Genomic DNA, 18,580 nt, shown 5'->3' on the forward strand with positions numbered 1-18,580 from the left:
GCCGCGCTGCCGCATGGCCGCGCGCCGCGGCGGTATCGTGTGCGCCATGACGCCGCTCAAGTACCTCGCCGGCTATCCCGAGCCCCTGCAGCAACAGGTCCGCGCCCTGATCGACGCCGGCAAGCTGGGCGAGGTGCTGGCTCGCCGCTATGACACCGCCCACGCCGTGCGCACCGACCGCCAGCTCTACGACTACACCCAGGCGATGAAGGAGCGCTACCTGCGCCAGAGCACGCCGCTGCACAAGGTCGTCTACGACCCCAAGCTGCAGGTAGTCAAGCATGCGCTGGGCACGCACACCCAGGTCTCGCGCGTGCAGGGCGGCCGGCTCAAGGCCAGCCGCGAGATCCGCATCGCCACCGTGTTCCGCGACGCGCCGGCGCCGTTCCTGGAGATGATCGTCGCCCACGAACTGGCGCATCTGAAGGAAGCCGACCACAACAAGGCCTTCTACCAGCTGTGCACCCACATGAGCGCCGACTACCACCAGCTGGAGTTCGACCTGCGCCTGTACCTGACGCAGCTGGAGCTGGGCCAGGCCTGATCCGTCTCCCTGGCGATCCGGTCCGGGCCTGGGCCGCACCCTACCCCGCCACGTCCTCGATGCCGTCGGCCAGCAGCGGGCGGTCCCGCAGTCCAAGGACCTGAACGCTGCAGCCGTGGTGCTCGAAGCGCGCACGCACCTTGTCCAGCGCGGCCAGCGCGGTGATGTCCCAGAAGCGCGCACGCTGCACGTCGATCACCACCGCCTGCCCTTCCGCCTGACGCGGATCGAAGGCCTCGACGAACGCATCGGCCGAAGCGAAGAACACCGGCCCCTGCACGATGTAGCGATGTTCCGGCGCACCGTCGCGGCCGCGCTGCTCGGCATGGCGCACCTGCAGCGCGCTGGAGGTCTTCCACGCGAAGAACAGCGCGCTCAGCAGCACGCCCACGCCCACGCCTATGGACAGATCGTGCGAGGCCAGGGTGGCCACCACCACCGCCACCATCACCCCGCTGGACAGCCGGGGATGGATGGACAGCGTGCGCAGCGAGCCCCAGTCGAAGGTCGAGGCCGAGACCATCACCATGATCGCCACCAGCGCCACCACCGGCACCCGCGAGACCCAATCCTTCAGCAGCACCATCAGCACCAGCAGGAACACGCCGGCGAACAACGTGGAGAGCCGGCCACGCCCGCCGTAGCGCACGTTGCCCACGGTCTGGCCGATCATGCCGCAGCCGGCGATGCCGCCGAACAGGCTGGCGCCGATGTTGGCCAGGCCCAGCCCCGCGCATTCGCGGCTCTTGCTGCTGGGCGTGTCGGTAAGCTCATCGACGACGCGCGCGGTCAGCATGGACTCGAGCAGACCGACCATGGCGATGGCCAGCGCCGGACCGGCGACGATGCGCAGCGTGTGCAGATCCAGCGGCACGCCGATGCCATGCCAGGACGGCAGGCGGGTGGGCAGCTGGCCCAGGTCGGCCACGGTCTTAAGCGGCAGCCCCAGCCCCGCGGCCAGCACGGTCAGCGCCACGATGCAGATCAACGGCGAGGGAATCGCCTGCAGCCCCGGCAGCGACAGCCGCGGCAGGCCGTAGATGATCGCCAGGCCCAGCGCCAGCATCGCCCAGGTGGCCACGCCGGCGCCGGCCAGCTGAGGCAGCTGCGCGCTGAAGATCAGGATCGCCAATGCGTTGACGAAGCCCGTGCGCACCGAGGAGCTGACGAAGCGCAGCATCACGCCCAGGCGCAGCAGGCCGAAGACGACCTGGATCAGCCCGGCCAGCACGCCGGCCGCCAGCAGGTAGGGCAGGCCGTGAGCGGCCACCAGCGGCGCGGCGACCAGCGCCACCGAGCCGGCCGCCGCCGAGATCATCGCCGGGCGCCCGCCGGCGAAGGCGATCACGATGGAGATCACGAACGAGGCGTACAGCCCCACCTGCGGATCGACCCCGGCGACGAAGGAGAACGCGATCACTTCGGGGATCAGCGCGAAGGTGGCGACCGCGCCGGCGAGCAGCTCGCGCATGGGCCTGCGGCGCCATTGCGCCAGTTCAAAGGAGAGCAGCGACATGAAGAACCTGGAAACGGTCGCGCCGCGCGCGGATTCAGCGCGGTCGGACAGGGGACGGGGCGCCCCATTGTGCCAAGCGCGCATAGCCGGCGCACGATCGCGCGTCCCGCAGACCGCACGCGGAGCGCCGGATCGCGCGCGCCTTGCGAGCGGCCCCACTGCATCGTGGCCGCGCCGGAGGCACAGGTGCCTGATCGCCGCCCCGGCACAGCAGGTGCGGGATAATCGGCGCATGCCTGAAGACGATCCCCGCCCTGTTCCGCCCGAACCGCCGCTGCCCAGCGACTGCTGCGACAGCGGCTGCGACCCTTGCGTGTACGACCTGCACGCCGAGGAGATGACGCGCTACCGCGACCTGCTCGCCGCCTGGCGCGCGCGCCATCCCGAAGCCGACAGCTGATCGAGACCAGGCGCCTCGCTGGCTCTACCGCCGCGCGATCAGCTGCGCGACGACCGCAGCGTCGCCGCGCGCGAGCGTGGCATGCCGATCAGGCCGCTTCGTCGTAACGCCAGGCCTCGGCCTCGATCGCCCGCCGCGTCGCGTCGTCGTCGACCAGCTGCGCCAGCACCTGCAAACGCGCCAGGCGCAGCCAGCCGCCGGCCAGGGTGATGAGCTGGGTCACGCCCAGCGCCAGCCACCAGGCGCCCCAGCCGGCACCGGAGGCGGCGATCCGCAGCCAGCCCAGCGCGGCGATCAGCAGCGCGCCCAGCACCAGGATCGCCAGGCTCAACGCCCAGGTCGCCAGCGGCCGGCGCAGGTACAGCTTCAGCGCGCGCCACCAGTGCACCACCACCGAGCGGCTGTCGTCGCGCGCGGCGATGCGCGCGCGGGTCAGCTCGGTCAGCAGGTACGGCACCAGGCACAGCAGCACCGCGGCCAGCAGCGCGCCGCGCTCGGTCCAGTGGACGGTGGACTCGAGCACGGCGTCGAACCGGCGCTCGCGCGCCACGTGCACCAGCCACACGCCGGCGGCCACGAACGGCGCCAGCGGCAGCAGCGACCACAGCATCAGGCGCAGCTGGCGGCCGTATTCGCGCATGCCCTCGGCGGCCAGCGCGAACAGCCGCACACCGCGGCCCAGCCGCACCGCCGCCACCATCACCCCGGTCAGCCACGGCCACAGCAGCGCCGTGCCCCACAGCGCGGCCAGCACGCCCCAGACCGTCCCGCGGTCCTTGGCCGCGCCACCGACCACCTCGCCCAGCACCAGCAGGCTCAGCGCGTGCGCATAGCGCGGCGCGTCGATGGCGTGGCTGAGCTGCGCATCCAGCAGCGCATACAGCGGCAGCGCCGCGACCAGGGCGACCAGCGACAGGCTGGCCCACCACAGCAGCAGCGCGCGCCAGTGCAGCGCGCGGATCGCACCGCGCGCCAGCACCGAGAGCCCATGGAAATCGGTCATCGCGCCCCTCACAGGTTCACCAGCGCGGCCTGCAGCGCCTGCAGCAAGGCCAGGACATCGGCGCTCCAGCGCCGCGCCGCGGCGTGGTCGCCGTCGATGCGCCGGCCGTCGTCGAGCTTGCCCGCGTCCAGGAAGTGGCGCTGCTGCGGATCCAACTGCGCCGAAACCGCACGCCGCGGGTCGACGAAGCTCCAGCGCTTCCAGGGCAGCGCATCGTCCCAGTCGAAGCGGCGCGTGCTGCCATCGGCGAAGGTCACCACCAGCGTCTGCGGCACCGCCGCCCCGCGCCGGCGCACGCTCACCGTGGTGCGCCAGGCGAATGGCCCGGCCTCGGACGCCGCATCCGGATGCGCCTTGTGCCAGGCGGCCGTGCGCGCATCGGCCAGCGCGTCGGTCTCCTCCTCGCCACGCGTGACCGCCTTGCCGCCCTCGACCACGCGCCCGGCCAGCGGTGCGACCGGCTCGCTGGTGAAATCGGCCAGACTGTCGTCGAGCTTGTTCACCGCGTAGACCTGCTGGGCGAACGCACGCTCGATCAGGGCGCGCCTGCCGGTGGAGACGGCCAGCGACTCACGCAGGTCGGCGATGGAGGGATGGCGGAACTTCCAGGTGGCGTAGTAGTCCTTGAACGCCCGCTCCAGCGCCGGCCGGCCCAGTTCCGCCTCCAGGTCGCGCATCAGCGTGGCGGTGCGCGAGTACACCGAGACATAGCCGCTGGTGTCCAGCCGGTTCCAGGAACTGGCGCCGGTGGGATCGCTCGGGTCGTCCACCTGCGCGCCCAGGCGCTCGAACTCGAACGGATCGGTCACCGGCAGGTGCACACCCAGCCGGTTCAACCACGGCGGCAGCAGGTCGTAGCGGCGGTGGCCGTCGCGCAGCATGCGCTGGTCCCAGAACTCGTTGAGTCCCTCGTCCAGCATGGGCTCCTCGAACTCGTTGGAGGCCAGGATCCCGTAGAAATACCCGTGGCCGAACTCATGGATGCTGACGAAGTCCAGCGACGCGGCGGTGGACGAGCCCGGCGGCACCTTGGCGTAACCCTCGGCGGTGAAGAAGGTCGGATACTCCATACCCCCGGCCTCGTCGGCGTTGTACGGCGGGATCACCACCGTCACCGAGCGATACGGATAAGGCCCCAGCGTGCGCGAGAAATACGTCAGCGCGTCCTGCGTGGCCTTGAGCGCCGGCCCGGCGCTGGCCACGTATTCGGGCGCATACAGCACCTGCACCGCCACCTTCGGGCTGCCCGGCCCGGTCCAGATGCCGCGCAGCGGCGTGGCGAAGCGCTTGTCGGCGGTCCAGGCGAAGTCGTGCACATCGTCCTGCACGTAGCGGTAGCGCGTGCGCTGGTGGAAGGTCTCCGGCGCGCCCTGCAGCACGCCCGTGGCGCCCACGCGATAGTCCGAGGGCACGTCCAGGGTGACGTCGTAGCTGCCGAAGTCGGCGTAGAACTCGCTGTCCAGATGGAACTCGTGCGCGTTCCAGCGCGGCGCGGTGGCGCCGCGTTCGCCGGGCAGCTCCAGCACCGCGATCTTGGGGAACCACTGCCCCACCAGATGGAAGCTGCCGAACCAGCCCGTGCGTGCGATCACCCGCGGCAGCTGCGCGGCGAAGTCGATGTCCAGCGTCGTGCTCTGCCCCGGCGCCACCGCCTGGGGCAGGTCCAGGCGGACCACGGTCATGTCGGTGGCCGGCCCGCCATCGGGCTGGACGAAGGTCTGCCGCACCGCCGCCCCGCCCTGGCGCACGCTGGTCATGTCGATCCAGCCCCAGCCATCCTTGCGCACCGGCACATCGCTGCGAAAGCTCAGGCCCAGGTCGTTCTTCTCGTGGAAGAAGGTGCTGCCGGTGTTGCGGAAGGCGTTGAGATACAGATGCAGATAGACCGCACGGACCGGCACCGCGCTGCGGTTGCGCCAGGTCAGCCGCTCCTGGCCGTCGAGGGTGTGGGTGATCGCGTCCAGCCGCACCTTGATGCGGTAGTCGACCACGCGGTCGGACAGGGTCGGTTCGCGGCCGGTGCGCGGTCCGCCCCAGGCATCGGGCGCACTGGGGGTGCTGACCGCGCCGGCGTCGGCCCCGGCCAGGCCGATGCCATCGGCGGCGACCGCGACCGGCTGCGGCGCGACGGCCGTGGGCGTCGGCATGGCCTGGGCCAGCGCCCAGGCCGCACACCCTGCCAGCGCCAGTCCGACCCCGCTGGCCCATCCGCGCTTGTGCATCCCCACGTCCCCAGCCGGCCTCAAGGCGGGCCGGTTCGATGACACGATGGTAAGGCTTGGCCCGATCCTGGCAACCCGGCGGAGGTTCGCGAGCGCTCACGGGCCGGCTACGGAGGCGCCCGGGGACTGTCATCAGTCCCTGGGTAGGCCGCGCCTGCAGTTCCTCGACGCGGACGGCAAGGTCACCGACGAGTGGACGCAGACCAAGGGCACGGTGAGGGGCTAGGGGGAGTGCGACTGGCAGCTCTTCGCCCCCTCCCTTTGGCCGAAGGCCAAGGGGAGCTCGAAGTCGCGGCTAGCGACTGAGGGGGAGGGGTGCTCTTCGCGGGGAGGCAAGAGCGAGAGCAAAAGCAAAGGCAAAAGCACCCCCTCCCGGCCTCCCCCTTCGCTTCGCGAAAGGGGAGGGGCGTTGCTGCCGACGACTGAGAGAACGGTGAGGCTTCGCTGGGCGTCTTCGCTCAACGGCACACGGCCCGCGCTAAGGCTTTACGACCGCCGCCACGACCTGTGCGCGCAGCCATTGATGAGCCGGGTCGCGGTGCACGCGTTCGTGCCACAGCATCGCCATCCGGTAGCCGGGCACGGCCAGCGGCGCGGGCACCACGCGCAGGGCTGGATGTCCGCGCACCAGCCGCTCGGGCAGCATCGCCACCAGGTCGGTGCGCACCAGCGCGGACATCACGAACAGGAAATGCGGCACCGACAAGGCCACGTGGCGCTTCAGGCCCAGCGCCGCCAGCGCCGCGTCGGTCGGCCCGTGGAAGCCGCCGCCGTCGGGCGAGACGATCACCTGATCCAGCCTGCAGAACTGCGCCAGCGTCGGCCGCCGCTTCAGGCCCGGATGGCCGGCGCGGCCGACCAGCACATAGCGCTCGTCGAACAGGATGCGCTGACGCATGCCCTCCGGCGCGCCCTCGACGGTGTGGAACGCCAGATCGATCTGCCCCGCCTCGGCCTGCTGCACGATCTGCTGGGGCACCAGCCCACGCACCGCCAGTCGCGTGCCGGGCGCGGCGGTGCGCAGGCCCGCCAGCGTCGGCAGCACGATGGTCGAAGCGGCGTAGTCGCTCGCGGCCAGCTGCCAGGTGCGCGTCGCGGTGGCCGGGTCGAACGGCGCCGGCGGCGCCACCGCCTGGCCCAACGCCTCCAGCGCGGCCCGCAGCGGCTCACGCAGGGCGTCGGCGCGCGCGGTCGGGCGCATGCCGCGCGGACCGGGCAGCAGCAGTGGATCGCCGAGCAGTTCGCGCAGCCGCGCCAGCTGCACGCTGACCGAAGGCTGCGACAGGTGCAGGCGGTGCGCGGCGCGGGTGACGTTGTGCTCGGCCAGCAGCGCATCCAGCGTGACCAGCAGGTTGAGGTCCAGGCGCCGCAGATCATGCATGGCTATAGCTGGCATTGGCAGGATTCATTTCCACTATAGCGGGGCCGGGCCTACGGTGAGCTTCTCGCTTGCCGTGCCCACCGCCATGAACGTGCTGATCGTCCACGCCCACCCCGAACCGACTTCCCTGACCCGGCACCTGGCCGACACCGCAGCGGCCACGCTCCTGGCCCAGGGCCACACCGTGCAGCAGTCGGATCTCTACGCCATGGGCTGGAAGGCGGTGTTCGATGCGGACGACTTTCCGGATCGCCTGGACGCGGCGCGCCTGTCCTTCGTCCAGGAATCAGGCCACGCCTTCGCCAACGGGCGCCAGTCGCCGGATGTCGAGGTCGAGCAGCGCAAGCTCATGGCGGCCGATGCGCTGATCCTGGTCTTCCCGCTGTGGTGGTTCGGCATGCCGGCCATCATGAAAGGCTGGATCGAACGGGTCTGGGCCTTCGGCCTCGCCTACGGCTATCGCGGCGCCGGCAACGCGTATCGCTATGGCGAAGGGGGACTGGCGGGCAAGCGCGCGCTGCTGGGCGTCTGCGTCGGCGGGCCGGAAGCGGACTACGGGCCGCGCGGCATCAACGGGCCGCTCGAGGAGCTGCTGTTCCCGATCACGCACGGGACCCTGTTCTTCCCGGGCATGCAGGTGCTTCCCAGCTTCGCGGTCTACGACACCGGCCGGCTCGATGCGATCCGCGTGGCCGAAGCGACGGCGGCCTGGCAAACCAGAGTCGAGCGCCTGTTCGATGACGCGCCCCTTCCCTTTCGCCCGCAGAACGGCGGCGACTACCCGGACCGCCACGTGCTGGCCGATCACCTCACGCCCGGACGCAGCGGATTGACCGTGCACCTGGACGCCGACCCGGCCTGAGCCCTCGCCGCCTGTCGGGTACGATGCCGGCCCGCTCCCGCTGTCGCGCCATGACGTGCCCCATTCCACCGCACCGCTGCTCACCCAGACCACCGCCACGGCCTTGATCGCCGCGCGCGATGCCGGCCTGTCCGAATGGCAGGGCTCGCTCGACCTGGGCCGCTCCACCGGCACCGCGCGCCTCGGCGCGTCCCACTGGGAGTGGCGCGGCGTGCGCTATCCGTATCCGGGCAAAACGCGCGATCGCACGCTGTATTACTTCGACGGCGAGGACTTCGTCCCGGTGTCGCGCTTCGCCGGCGCGCTGATCAAGCTGGTGCCCACGCCGTGGGACGTGCCGACCTTCGAGATCGATGGCATCAAGATGCTGCCGACGTCCAAGGCCTCGCCGCTGGACGACGCGCGCCGCAAGGTGGCCCTGGTCGCCCCGCGCGGCAAGACGGTGCTGGACACCTGCGGCGGGCTGGGCTACTTCGCCGCGTGCTGCCTGGCCGACGGCGTGGCGCGCATCGTCTCGTTCGAGAAGAACGACAGCGTGCTGTGGCTGCGCACGCTCAACCCGTGGTCGCCGGACCCGGATTCGGCCGAAGCCGGAGGCCGCCTGCAATTGCAGCTGGGCGATGTCTCGCGCGAGATCGCCGCGCTGCCCGATGCGGCCTTCGACGCGGCGCTGCACGACCCGCCCCGCTTCGGCATCGCCGGCGAGCTGTACGCGCAGACCTTCTACGACCAGCTGGCGCGCGTGCTCAGGCGCGGCGGCCGGCTGTTCCACTACACCGGCAGCCCCAACAAGCTGACCAGCGGCCGCGACGTGCCGCGGGAAGTGGCCCGGCGCCTGGAGAAGGCCGGCTTCCAGGCGCAGCTGGCGCTGGATGGTGTGTTGGCGGTGCGGCGCTAGGCCGCACACCTGCGGTCGCGCCGGCCGCGTGGCAGGGCTGGCCTGGACCGAGCGCGCCTTCGGTTTTCCGTCTCGCTGCACAAGCGCCCTTGCCGGCAAAGGCGCCCGCAGGTGGCTGACCGCGCCGCAGTGGCTGGCGGCAGGGCCGCCCAGGCACCCGCCTGTTCATGCTCGTCTTGACAGCCTCCGGGTGTGACGCCACTGTGCGAAGCTGCAGCCAGGGGAACTGCAAGAGCCGTGCGGCGCAAGCCGATGCGGCGGGGCTACGGTGTCGCGCGGGCGCCGGGGCTGGCAAGGGGAACCGCGTGCCTCCTGGCCTGCAGGGCGCGTCTGTCGAAGACGTGCCGGCAAGTCGTTAGTGGCACGCCGCCGCGGGGACGCACATCCAGGACGAGACCAAAGAGAAGGGAATGCCATGAACAAGTCTCCCGCGCTGTTGCTGGCGTGCCTGCTGGCCGGCCTGGCCTCGCAGGCGCAGGCCCAGACCGTGTCGCCGGCCTTCGACGCCTGGCTCAAGTCGCGTCGCGCGCCGGCCCAGCCGGGCCCGGCCACACCGCCTGCCTCGCCCGAGCAGCGCCCGCTGACCGAGGACCTGGCCAGCCAGGCCCCTGCCTATGCCAGTGCGCGCCCCGCGCCGGCGACTCCCGCGCCGCCGCCGCCGACCGCACCGGTCCCGCCGATGGCCCCGCGCGCCGATGCGCCCGTGGCCGTCGCCTCCGCCCCTGCGACCTACGCGGCAGTGCCTGCGCCAGCCCCGCCGCCGCCGCCGCCGGTGCAGCGCAAGCCGCGTGAGCAGCCCCGCAATGCCAGTGGCGCCTTCGTCGGCGTGCAGGCGGGCAAGGGCTGGGTGTATGAGGACGTGGACCAGACCATGTACCGCCTCACCGCCGGCTATCGCTGGCGTGCCGGTTCGGTGTCTTTGATCGGCATCGAGGCCGCGGCGGGCAAATTGCAGGAAACGAAGCGGCAGGACGATAAATACGGCGCTTCCGATTTCTACAGCCTGGGCGCCATCGCACGCTTCAACTTCGGGCGTCGGAGCCCCTGGTTCGCGCTTGCACGCCTTGGTTACTGGTACGGCAACACGACGCAGTACGACACGCGCGGCCGCTACTATCGCCCAGACGGTAGCTCGTACATCAAATACGACAGCTCGCACGAACACGTCTATGGTGCCTATGCCGGTTTCGGCATCGGCGTGGATCTCAACCGCCACACCAGCCTGAGCCTGAACTACACCGGTTACGTCTACTCCAACAGCTACGACTACGACGAGTACGACCCCAACTACGCGGACGCGCTCAACCTGGGGCTAGAGGTGCGTTTCTAAGCCTCCGCACTCCGCTGGCGGGGAAAGACCCCGCCCCGGCAGCAGACGCATTCCGCTCAAGCGCCGCGCGCGCGGCGGACGCGCTCGCCTTGACAGCCTTCCGGCGCACGGCCACTGTGCGAGCCTGCAGTCCGGGGGGGAGCCCGCCATGAAGACATCCACAGCAGCGCTGCTGGCCTGCCTGCTCGTCGGCCTTGCCGCGCCGGCCGGTGCCCAGACCGTTTCGCCCGCCTTCGACGCCTGGCTGAAGGCCCGCCGCGACGCGCACGCGCGCCTGCTGCCGACCGCGCCGGTGGCGGCGACGGCGACGGCCGGGCTCGGCGTGCCGCACGCCCTGGCCGTGGCGACGGCCCCCGCCGAGCCGACTGCCGCGACCACGCTCGAGACCGCGCCGACCGTAGCCCAACCCGCGCCCCCCGCGTCCACCTGCACGGTGCTCGCGGAAGACGCGCCCCCCGTTCAACCCACGCCGGCACCGACGTCCCCGCGCGTGGTCCACGCCGGCCGCAGCGCCGCCGTGTCCGTGCCGTCCTACGATCAGGCGCCGCTCATCCCAGCCGCGCCGAGCGTCGCGCCGGCGCCACCGGTCGTCATCGCGGCCGCCGCGCCCAAGATCGTCGCCCCGCCGCCGGTCCGGCACACACGGCTCGACACCGCGCCCCGCACCGCGAGCGCGGCGCGCCTGCCGACGCGCGACTACGACATGGCCGTCGCCGGACCGCGCGTCACCATCGCCACCGGCGGCGTGGACATGGGCCAGTACCTGGCGCTGAGCGGCCACTACCTCCGCTACCAGTGACCGGCCGCTCCGCGATGCCCGGCATCGCAGGGCAGGCGGCCAGCGCCCTCCTCCAAACACTGCGGCGAAAGCGTCCGGCGACTGCTGCGGCCGCTCGCTCCGCCTTACCGGGCTCCTGACGGCGCCGCGAAGCTGGCGGCCTCTCGCGACCATCTCTTGCACGGCTGAGCGTGCACCAGCCCACTTACGCGCACGCCGAACTCCCTGCACCGCACCCCGCTGATTCAGCCCCACCCGCGCGGCCGACCGCGGCGACGGCACGCTTGCGAACCTCGGGACCCAATACCCGGCGGTCCGCCCGCTCGCCCCGCACCCGCCCCGCCGGCCCCGGGCTAACATTCCGGCTCTGCAGAACAGGCCGCCGCGCGATGCCCTCGACGCTGTCCCGCGAACATTTCATCCGGCGCGCGGGCCTCGTCACGCTGGCCCTGACCTCGTTCACCGCCGGCGCCACCACGCTGGTGAACTGGCTGCGGCCGATCAAGGCGCCCATGGACGTCGTCGTGCCGCCGCTGGTCTCCCTGGCCTTCGCCGGCCTGTTCGTCGCACTCAAGCGCAGGCCGCAGCACCTGGCCACGACCATGCGCCTGGCCGTGCTGGTCTCGCTGCTGGCGCTGTCCGCGCCTGCCTGGTTCTACACCTGGCAGGCCGCCACCCACCCGGGACTGCGGCTGATCGAGGCCTACCCGCCGGTCAGTGCGCTGCTGCTGGCACTGCTGGCGACGACGGTGATCTTCCTGCCGCCGCGCCGAGGCGATTCCCACGCTGGTGCTGTGCTGGCTGCTGGTGGCCGGGCCCGTGCTCGGCTACCTGTTCACCCATCCGCAGGAACTGCACAGTGCACGCGGCGCCGACCTGGTCATGACCTACGGGCCGTGCTTCGTGATGATCATGGTGCTGCTGCCGGTGCACCGAGGGCTGGCCGGCAGGATCCGCCACCTGGTGGACGAACGCACGCGCATGGAGGCGATGGTCAACCGCGATGCGCTGACCCAGCTCTACAACCGGCGCTTCTGCGAGCTCGTGCTGCAGGACCTGCTGGCGCGGCATGCGCCGGTGGCGCTGCTGATGTTCGACCTGGACAACTTCAAGACCATCAACGACAGCCTGGGCCACGCGGCCGGCGACGCGGTGCTGTAGGCGGTGGCGGACTGCTGCCAGGCGCGCGCCCCGCGCGATGCCTGTGCTGCACGCTGGGGCGGCGATGAGTTCGTGATCGTCCTGCCGTCGCTGGATTCCACGGCGCTGCAGGACTTCGCCGATCAGCTGTGCGTGGCGCTTGCCGCACTGACGCTGGAGACGACGCCGCGCGTCACCGCTTCGCTGGGCATGGCGCTGGCCGCCGAGCACGACACGCCCGCGACGCTGATGCAGCGCGTGGACCAGGCGCAGTACCGCGCCAAGCATCAGGGCGGCAACCGCGCCGCCTGGTAGCGCGCGTTACGGGCGACAGGCAAAAAAAAGGCCGGGGTGAGAACCGGCCGAAGGAACATGGAACGTGTGCAGCCTGCCGCGTGCCGGTCTCATGAAGCGAGACCGGCACGCGGCGCTGGATCAGCTGGCCTGCTTCATCGCGTGCTTGCGATCGCGCATGACCGCGTGGGTCTCCTGCACCTTGGGCAGCAGCTGGACGATCTCCTGCTTGGCGGCGACCGACAGGTCGGCGTCGTTGGCCGCGTCCTTGAACGCCTTCAGCAGGCGGTCTTCGGACTCTTCCAGCTCGGCCACATAGCCATACTGGGTATCGCCGAAGGCGGCGCGGACCTTGCCGTACAGCTCCTGCATGCTGCCGACCAGGGTGCCGTGCTCGGCCGGCTTCTCGCCGGAGGCGGCCACCACGCTGGTCAGGCGGTTGACGATGTCGGCCTTGGTGCCGGCGATGCGGCTGAACAGACCGGACAGCTCGGCGTCCTTCACCTTCTCGGCGGCATCGCGATAGAAGCTCTCGCCGTCGCGAGCGATCTCGATCAGGTCGTTGACGGCGTGGGCGGTGTGCTTCTCGACGGACATGGGTGTCTCCTGACATTCAAAGGGAGGGCCAGTCTGCCGACGCGCCCGAAGCGGGCCGTGAGCGCTTGTTGCGCGCGTCGTGACGCGGCGCAAACGACTGCCCCGCGCGATGAACGCCACGCAACCGCGCAGGCCCGGGCGGTGATAATGAGCGCCCCTTTCTCAGCGGTCTCCCAGATGCGTGTCTTCCTGTTGCTGTTGGCACTGACCCTGACCTTCGCGCTATCGGCGCAGGCCGGCGTGCGGGCCAAGGACGGCGACCTGCTGTTCGTGACCGCCGCCAGGACCGGGCTGAGCGGCGCCATCGACGACGCCACCGCCAAGCAGGGCCAGCCGAGCTACGACCACGTGGGCCTGGTCGCACACGACGGCCGCACCCAGGTGGTGCTGCATGCCGACGAGGAAGGCTCGCGCGCGCAGCCGCTGGAGGAGTTCCTCGACCAGGCGCGGGCCAAGCAGCGGCAGGTCGTCGTCTACCGACTCAAGCGCGAGCAGCGCGCTGCGATTCCCGATGCCATCGCCCAGGCGCGCACGCTGCTGGGCAAACCCTACAACTTCACCTACGTGCAGAACGAGGACAGCTACTACTGCTCGGACTTCATCGAACGCGCATTCCGCGCGCACCACGTCTTCGCGCTGCAGCCGATGAACTTCAAGAATCCGCAGACCGGGCAGATTTCACAGTATTGGGTCGACTTCTACCGCGGCAAGGGCATGGCCGTGCCGCAGGACGCGCCGGGAACCAATCCCAACGACATGTCCGCCTCGCCGGCGCTGGCGCGCATCGGTGTGCTGTTGCCCTGAACAGCTTGCCGCGGTGACAGCGCACCGTCACCTGTCGATGACCCGGCCGGTGCCAAGGTCGGCGCATCCATCCATCCTCGGGAGAAGCACATGGGACTGTTCCGCCTCGTCGCCCTCGGCACCGCCGGCGCCATCGCCTACAAGCTGTGGAAGGACCGCCAGGCGCGCGATGCCGCGGCCGCCCCCGCCTACGATCGTGGCGATGTCACCCCGCCGCACGGCGATCCGCTGATCGGCGCGGCCACCGCCAGCTGGGAGCCGGAACCGGCCACGCCGGCCGCGCAATCCAGCCGCGGCTTCGGCGAAAGCTAGACACCTCAAGGCCGGGGCTCGAACGGCCCCGGCATCGCGACACCTCCGCGCCGAAGCGTCACGCCCTGCTACAACGGGCTGGCGCTTCGGCGTTTTGCTGCGTCGCTTTCAAACAGCCTGGAGCGGCTCACCAGCGGATGGCTCCACCTGACTGGCGATCCTGCGCGCGTAGGCGCGGATCAGCTGGATCATGTCCGGGGTGACGGTGCGTGCCTCGGCGTCCAGCGCGCACACCGTACCGAAGACGGTGTCGTCCTCCAGCAGGATCGGCACCGAGATGTAGCTCTTGAAGCCATACAGCGCCGGCAGCGGGCTGCAGGCATACACCGGATGATCGGCCGCCGCGCCGAAGACGATGACCTCGCGCGACTTGAGCGCATCCCCGCAGATGGTGACTTCCAGCTCCAGCTTCTGCCCCGGCGCCATGCCGAAATCCAGCTGGTCGTAGAAGGCCAGCGCGTTCCAGTGGGTCTGATCGACCTGGGACAGCGCGGTGAAGCGCATGCCGGTGAGGTCGTGGATGGCGCGCAGCATCTGCGGCACCCCCTCGACCTGCTCGGCCACCTGCGCATCGATCCATTCCCGCGCCTGGCCCGCCTGGGCCGGCTTGCCCCGCTCGCGCTGGATCCGCGCCGCCAGCACCTGGATGGTCAGATGATCGACGAAGCCGCGCACGGCCGAGACCACGCTGCGCACGATCTGGTTGGGCCCGACCAGGCACAGATGCCGGCCCACGCAGCGCACATCCTTGAGCCCGTGCCGAAGCTTGAAATCGGCCGCGTCTTTGGACAGCTGGGTCAGCCAGTCGGCGCCCGGCGCGGCGTCCAGCAGCGCCACCAGCACGTCGTCGTGCGCCGCCGCGGCGGCGCCAGGCACCTCGAAGCCTACGATCAGCGGCAGATGCGGCATCGGCGGGGTATGCGGCATCGGCGGCTTCTTCGGTTGGACAGGCCCTAGCTTAACGGGGCGGCGCGCCAATTGCGTCGATTCCTGGACCGACGATGCGATCGGATCGACCACCGGCCTGGGCCGGCACTTCCAGCCCCCGGACACCTCCCCAGCCTGCGCTTCCGAACCCCGAGCCGGTGCCTGCAGTGAGGCGCGCTGCACAAGCCGCCGAACGGTCGCATCCAGCCCGCGCGCCGACGCGTAGTTTGGCGAGTGAAGGCCACGTGTCCGTACCGATCGCTGCCTCCCCGTATGGCATGTTTCTTGCTGATCTCCTCGTGGTCTTGCCCGGTGAAATCCCATGGTCCAATCGCTGAAAACCGAAGAGGAACGATTGGCGCTGATCCGCAGCCTCGATCTGCTCAAGATCGTCGACCTGCCCGAACTCAAGCGGATGACCCAACTGGTCTGCGAGATCTTCGACATGCCCATGGCGCTGATCTCCATCGTCGGTGAGGATCACCAGTACTTCATTTCGCGCGAAGGCTTTCCCGTCGGTTCCACCGATCGCAGCGCCTCGGTCTGCGACTTCACCATCCGCGGCCGGGAGGTCCTGGAAGTCGAGGACATGACCCAGGATCCGCGCTTCGCCGACAACTGCCTGGTGGTGGACGCGCCGCACCTGCGCTTCTACGCCGGCGCCCCGCTCATCACCTCCTCCGGCCACGCCATCGGCGCGCTGTGCGTGCTCGACCACAAGCCGCGCAAACTCACCGAACAGCAGCGTCACCAGCTGCAGACGCTGGCGACGCTGACCATCGACCAGATCAGCCTGCTGCGCTCGGTGGGCCGGCGCGAGCCGGTCACCGGCCTGCCCAACCGCCAGCAGTTCGCCCTGGACCTGGCCGCGCTGGCCGATATCAGGCCGTACGAGCGCCACACGCTGATGATCCTGGACGTCTTCGACGTGCACGCCGCGCACCTGCTGGGGCAGGCGCGCGGCATGGCGCCGGTGGAGTCGCTGATCCGCCAGATCGGCGAGCGCCTGTCCAAGCTGCTGTCCGACATCGCCCCGCTCTACCACGTGGGCGTGTCGCGCTTCGCCTTCGTGCTCAACGAGCTGTCCAGCGACGAGCGCGAGGCGATCCTGGAACGCGTCCGCCTGGTGGCCACGCGCTCGGTGCTGGTCGATGGCCTGGAGATGCTGCCCATGTGCCATGGCGGCATCACCGCCTTCGACGCCTCCAACGCCCAGGACGCGCTGCGCCGGGCACTCGTGGCCATGCACCAGGCCCTGGACCAGCGCCAGCCCTGGGTGCGCTACGAACCCAACCGCGACCTCCAGCTGCGCCGCGACTACCGCCTGGCCGCGGACCTGCCGGCGGCCATCGCCAACGACCAGCTGTATCTGGTGTTCCAGCCGCGCGTGGAACTGGCCACCCGCAGGATGGTCGGCGTCGAGGCCCTGCTGCGCTGGAAGCACGACGAGCTGGGCGAAGTCTCGCCCGGCGAGTTCGTCCCGGTGATCGAACGTACCGCGCTGATGCCGCAAGTGACCGACTGGGTCATAAGGCAATCCCTGTCACAGATGCGGACCTGGATCGCCCGCGGCATGAACCTGACGCTGTCGCTGAACGTCTCCCCGGCCGACTTCCGCCGCGGCGACCTGCCCGACCGCCTGCTGACCCAGCTCAAGCGCACCGGGCTGGACCCGAGCCTGCTGGAAATCGAGATCACCGAGGGCGAATGGCTCGAACGCACGCCCGAAGTCTCGCGCCAGCTCAGCGAGATCAGCCAGACGGGCGTGCGCATCGCGGTGGACGACTTCGGCGCCGGCTACAGCAACTTCGCCTACCTCACCACCCTGCCGATCAACACCATCAAGATCGACCGCAGCCTGGTGCAGGGCTTCCCCAGCGCGATCCAGAAGGGCGCGATGGTGCGCTCGATCATCGGCTTGGCCCACGACCTGGGCTTCCACACCGTGGCCGAGGGCGTGGAGACCGAGGAAGAAGCCGTGGCCCTCAAGACCCTGCGCTGCCGCGAGGCGCAGGGCTTCATCTTCTCCCGCCCCCTGCTCCCCCGTGACATCGACCGCCTGCGCCAGGTCGCCTGACCGGCAAGACTGAAACGCCAGCGCCACGCCCCCGTCAGCAGATCACTAAAGGACGTAACGAAGCATCGCTCTGCCCCCTCCCTTTCGCCGAAGGCGAAGCGGAGCCCGAAGTCGCGAACTAGCGACTGAGGGGGAGGGGTAGCTGTTGCTGTTGCTGTTGCTGTTGCCGTTGCTGTTGCCGTTGCTGTTGCCGTTGCTGTTGCTGTTGCCTTTGCTTTGCGCCGACATCGAGCAGCACCAAAACAGCAAGCCGCTAAAGCCCGTGGGAGCCGCCATGGCGGCGATGAGGCTTTACCGGTAAAGCCCCTCGCCGCCATGGCGGCTCCCACCTGTAGAGCGGAGCTTGCTCCGCTGGGGCCTTCCCCCACGAACCGAACGAAGAGCAGCGGAGCAAGCTCCGCTCTACAAAAAGGCCGCGGCTTGAACTGAGAGACAGTTGCTCCCACCAAGCTAGACAGCTTTAGCGCAGCCCGCCGCCCGCCTTGATGCGCTCGCCCGTCAGCCAGCGCGCCTCGTCCGAGGCCAGGAACACCGCGACATCGGCGATGTCCTCCGGCGCACCAACGCGGCCCAGCGGCGTCTGCGCCACGATCTGCGTCTGCATCGGCGAGCCGATGAAGCCCGCGGTCTGCGCGCCCTCGGTATCGACCATGCCCGGATTGATGCTGTTGACGCGGATCCCGCGCGGGCCCAGCTCGCGCGAGAGCACGCCGGTGATCGCATCCACCGCGCCCTTGGTCGCGGTATAGACCACCAGGCCCGGCGGCTCCATCGCACTGACCGTCGAACCGATGTTGATGACACTGGCGCCCTGCCCCAGATGCGGCAGCGCGGCCTGCGTCACCTGCAGCAGACCCAGCACGTTGATGTCGAAATGGCGATGGAAGTGCGCCGGCGTGACGGCTTCCAGCGGCGCCGCCTCGTACACACCCGAATTGTTGACCACGACATCGAGCCGGCCGAAGCGCTCGACGGCCGCGGCCACCAGCGCCTTGGCCTGGTCCGCATCGGCCACATCGCCCTGCACCGCCAGCGCTTGGCCGCCGGCCTGGGTGATGCGCGCCACCACCGCATCGGCGCCACTGCGGCTGGACGCGTAATTGACCACCACCGACGCGCCGGCGGCGCCCAGCGCCGTGGCGATCGCCGCGCCGATGCCCTTGGAGGCCCCGGTGACCAGGGCGACTTTTCCTGCGAGCTTGCTCATCTTGATGCTTCCTGAAAAAAGGGGGAAAACGCGCGCCCTGCCAAATGCAGGCGGCGTGCGGCCAAAAGAATGGGGCGCGCTGGCTGGCCAGATAAGCCGGCAATCCGGGGAAAAAGCATCCCGTCTGCGGGATAAGCGCGGCGCGCTTGCATGATGCGATGCGCGCCATCGCGCCGGCGCGGCGCCGCATCGCGCGCCCTCCCGGGAACGGGCACGCGGCCCTTGCGCAACAGCGGCGCAACAAAAGTCGCAATGCACCGATTTCCGCACGCGGCCAGCGTATCCTGC

At 70.3% G+C, this 18,580-nt stretch carries 17 protein-coding genes and 1 pseudogene; 11 read left to right on the forward strand and 7 right to left on the reverse strand.

Features of this window, described 5'->3' with window-relative positions; translation table 11 throughout:
- The first annotated feature begins 13 nt into the window (after positions 1-13).
- Positions 14-544, forward strand: coding sequence for a M48 family metallopeptidase (locus ACFJIT_RS14500; protein WP_130514985.1), 531 nt, complete (start codon positions 14-16; stop codon positions 542-544).
- A gap of 40 nt (positions 545-584) precedes the next feature.
- Here the strand turns inward: ACFJIT_RS14500 and ACFJIT_RS14505 are convergent, their stop codons facing one another.
- On the reverse strand, positions 585-2,060 hold the full coding sequence (locus tag ACFJIT_RS14505) for a SulP family inorganic anion transporter (RefSeq protein ID WP_379654016.1): 1,476 nt from the start codon (positions 2,058-2,060) through the stop codon (positions 585-587).
- Positions 2,061-2,292: 232 nt separating this feature from the next.
- Between ACFJIT_RS14505 and ACFJIT_RS14510 the strand changes: the two genes are divergently transcribed.
- The gene (locus ACFJIT_RS14510; RefSeq protein ID WP_130536023.1) at positions 2,293-2,460 is read left to right on the forward strand and encodes an oxidoreductase-like domain-containing protein; all 168 of its coding nucleotides are present in this window, start codon (positions 2,293-2,295) and stop codon (positions 2,458-2,460) included.
- Positions 2,461-2,548: 88 nt separating this feature from the next.
- Here the strand turns inward: ACFJIT_RS14510 and ACFJIT_RS14515 are convergent, their stop codons facing one another.
- The 3 genes from ACFJIT_RS14515 to ACFJIT_RS14525 form a co-directional block, all read right to left on the reverse strand.
- A complete protein-coding gene (locus ACFJIT_RS14515) occupies positions 2,549-3,463 on the reverse strand; it encodes a hypothetical protein (protein WP_379654017.1) in 915 nt (304 codons plus the stop codon).
- Between the two features lie 8 nt (positions 3,464-3,471).
- Entirely contained in the window at positions 3,472-5,685 is a 2,214-nt protein-coding gene (locus tag ACFJIT_RS14520; protein ID WP_379654018.1) for a M1 family metallopeptidase, read from the reverse strand.
- Positions 5,686-6,163: 478 nt separating this feature from the next.
- Positions 6,164-7,066 (reverse strand): LysR family transcriptional regulator, encoded by a 903-nt coding sequence (locus ACFJIT_RS14525; protein ID WP_379654019.1) that lies wholly within the window; start codon positions 7,064-7,066, stop codon positions 6,164-6,166.
- Positions 7,067-7,151: 85 nt separating this feature from the next.
- Between ACFJIT_RS14525 and ACFJIT_RS14530 the strand changes: the two genes are divergently transcribed.
- The 5 genes and pseudogenes from ACFJIT_RS14530 to ACFJIT_RS14550 all read left to right on the forward strand — a co-directional run bounded on the left by ACFJIT_RS14530 (position 7,152) and on the right by ACFJIT_RS14550 (position 12,389).
- The gene (locus ACFJIT_RS14530; protein WP_379654020.1) at positions 7,152-7,928 is read left to right on the forward strand and encodes an NAD(P)H-dependent oxidoreductase; all 777 of its coding nucleotides are present in this window, start codon (positions 7,152-7,154) and stop codon (positions 7,926-7,928) included.
- A gap of 55 nt (positions 7,929-7,983) precedes the next feature.
- Positions 7,984-8,826, forward strand: coding sequence for a class I SAM-dependent methyltransferase (locus ACFJIT_RS14535; RefSeq protein ID WP_379654021.1), 843 nt, complete (start codon positions 7,984-7,986; stop codon positions 8,824-8,826).
- A gap of 415 nt (positions 8,827-9,241) precedes the next feature.
- Entirely contained in the window at positions 9,242-10,156 is a 915-nt protein-coding gene (locus ACFJIT_RS14540; RefSeq protein WP_379654022.1) for an outer membrane beta-barrel protein, read from the forward strand.
- 148 nt (positions 10,157-10,304) lie between these two features.
- Complete coding sequence (locus tag ACFJIT_RS14545; protein ID WP_379654023.1) at positions 10,305-10,955, forward strand: hypothetical protein; 651 nt, start codon at positions 10,305-10,307, stop codon at positions 10,953-10,955.
- Positions 10,956-11,924: 969 nt separating this feature from the next.
- Positions 11,925-12,389, forward strand: a pseudogene (locus tag ACFJIT_RS14550) (GGDEF domain-containing protein).
- Positions 12,390-12,509: 120 nt separating this feature from the next.
- Here the strand turns inward: ACFJIT_RS14550 and ACFJIT_RS14555 are convergent.
- Positions 12,510-12,965: a PA2169 family four-helix-bundle protein gene (locus tag ACFJIT_RS14555; RefSeq protein ID WP_379654024.1), complete on the reverse strand. Its 456-nt coding sequence runs from the start codon at positions 12,963-12,965 to the stop codon at positions 12,510-12,512.
- A gap of 177 nt (positions 12,966-13,142) precedes the next feature.
- Here ACFJIT_RS14555 and ACFJIT_RS14560 point away from each other — a divergent pair, with 177 nt between their 5' ends.
- Positions 13,143-13,769: a YiiX/YebB-like N1pC/P60 family cysteine hydrolase gene (locus ACFJIT_RS14560; protein WP_379654025.1), complete on the forward strand. Its 627-nt coding sequence runs from the start codon at positions 13,143-13,145 to the stop codon at positions 13,767-13,769.
- 90 nt (positions 13,770-13,859) lie between these two features.
- Entirely contained in the window at positions 13,860-14,081 is a 222-nt protein-coding gene (locus tag ACFJIT_RS14565) for a hypothetical protein (RefSeq protein ID WP_130523854.1), read from the forward strand.
- A 108-nt stretch (positions 14,082-14,189) separates the two neighbouring features.
- Here the strand turns inward: ACFJIT_RS14565 and ACFJIT_RS14570 are convergent, their stop codons facing one another.
- The gene (locus ACFJIT_RS14570; RefSeq protein WP_379654026.1) at positions 14,190-15,008 is read right to left on the reverse strand and encodes a GAF domain-containing protein; all 819 of its coding nucleotides are present in this window, start codon (positions 15,006-15,008) and stop codon (positions 14,190-14,192) included.
- Positions 15,009-15,330: 322 nt separating this feature from the next.
- Here ACFJIT_RS14570 and ACFJIT_RS14575 point away from each other — a divergent pair, with 322 nt between their 5' ends.
- The gene (locus ACFJIT_RS14575; RefSeq protein ID WP_379654027.1) at positions 15,331-17,085 is read left to right on the forward strand and encodes an EAL domain-containing protein; all 1,755 of its coding nucleotides are present in this window, start codon (positions 15,331-15,333) and stop codon (positions 17,083-17,085) included.
- Positions 17,086-17,230: 145 nt separating this feature from the next.
- On the forward strand, positions 17,231-17,386 hold the full coding sequence (locus ACFJIT_RS14580) for a hypothetical protein (protein WP_379654028.1): 156 nt from the start codon (positions 17,231-17,233) through the stop codon (positions 17,384-17,386).
- A gap of 159 nt (positions 17,387-17,545) precedes the next feature.
- Here ACFJIT_RS14580 and ACFJIT_RS14585 read toward each other — a convergent pair whose 3' ends face one another.
- Entirely contained in the window at positions 17,546-18,292 is a 747-nt protein-coding gene (locus ACFJIT_RS14585) for a glucose 1-dehydrogenase (protein ID WP_379654029.1), read from the reverse strand.
- Positions 18,293-18,580: the final 288 nt, after the last annotated feature.

The sequence above is a fragment of the Pseudoxanthomonas sp. UC19_8 genome (assembly GCF_042700505.1).
GTDB classification, from domain to species: Bacteria; Pseudomonadota; Gammaproteobacteria; order Xanthomonadales; family Xanthomonadaceae; genus Pseudoxanthomonas_A; species Pseudoxanthomonas_A winnipegensis.

What these genes read in the sequence shown, in the direction of transcription:
- ACFJIT_RS14570 (WP_379654026.1), bottom strand. Translation starts at nt 15,008, where the DNA reads ATGCCGCATACCCCGCCGATGCCGCATCTGCCGCTGATCGTAGGCTTC.
- ACFJIT_RS14530 (WP_379654020.1), top strand. Translation starts at nt 7,152, where the DNA reads ATGAACGTGCTGATCGTCCACGCCCACCCCGAACCGACTTCCCTGACC.
- ACFJIT_RS14565 (WP_130523854.1), top strand. Translation starts at nt 13,860, where the DNA reads ATGGGACTGTTCCGCCTCGTCGCCCTCGGCACCGCCGGCGCCATCGCC.
- ACFJIT_RS14525 (WP_379654019.1), bottom strand. Translation starts at nt 7,066, where the DNA reads ATGCATGATCTGCGGCGCCTGGACCTCAACCTGCTGGTCACGCTGGAT.
- ACFJIT_RS14510 (WP_130536023.1), top strand. Translation starts at nt 2,293, where the DNA reads ATGCCTGAAGACGATCCCCGCCCTGTTCCGCCCGAACCGCCGCTGCCC.
- ACFJIT_RS14500 (WP_130514985.1), top strand. Translation starts at nt 14, where the DNA reads ATGGCCGCGCGCCGCGGCGGTATCGTGTGCGCCATGACGCCGCTCAAG.
- ACFJIT_RS14560 (WP_379654025.1), top strand. Translation starts at nt 13,143, where the DNA reads ATGCGTGTCTTCCTGTTGCTGTTGGCACTGACCCTGACCTTCGCGCTA.
- ACFJIT_RS14515 (WP_379654017.1), bottom strand. Translation starts at nt 3,463, where the DNA reads ATGACCGATTTCCATGGGCTCTCGGTGCTGGCGCGCGGTGCGATCCGC.
- ACFJIT_RS14505 (WP_379654016.1), bottom strand. Translation starts at nt 2,060, where the DNA reads ATGTCGCTGCTCTCCTTTGAACTGGCGCAATGGCGCCGCAGGCCCATG.
- ACFJIT_RS14540 (WP_379654022.1), top strand. Translation starts at nt 9,242, where the DNA reads ATGAACAAGTCTCCCGCGCTGTTGCTGGCGTGCCTGCTGGCCGGCCTG.
- ACFJIT_RS14585 (WP_379654029.1), bottom strand. Translation starts at nt 18,292, where the DNA reads ATGAGCAAGCTCGCAGGAAAAGTCGCCCTGGTCACCGGGGCCTCCAAG.
- ACFJIT_RS14520 (WP_379654018.1), bottom strand. Translation starts at nt 5,685, where the DNA reads ATGCACAAGCGCGGATGGGCCAGCGGGGTCGGACTGGCGCTGGCAGGG.
- ACFJIT_RS14575 (WP_379654027.1), top strand. Translation starts at nt 15,331, where the DNA reads ATGGTCCAATCGCTGAAAACCGAAGAGGAACGATTGGCGCTGATCCGC.
- ACFJIT_RS14555 (WP_379654024.1), bottom strand. Translation starts at nt 12,965, where the DNA reads ATGTCCGTCGAGAAGCACACCGCCCACGCCGTCAACGACCTGATCGAG.
- ACFJIT_RS14545 (WP_379654023.1), top strand. Translation starts at nt 10,305, where the DNA reads ATGAAGACATCCACAGCAGCGCTGCTGGCCTGCCTGCTCGTCGGCCTT.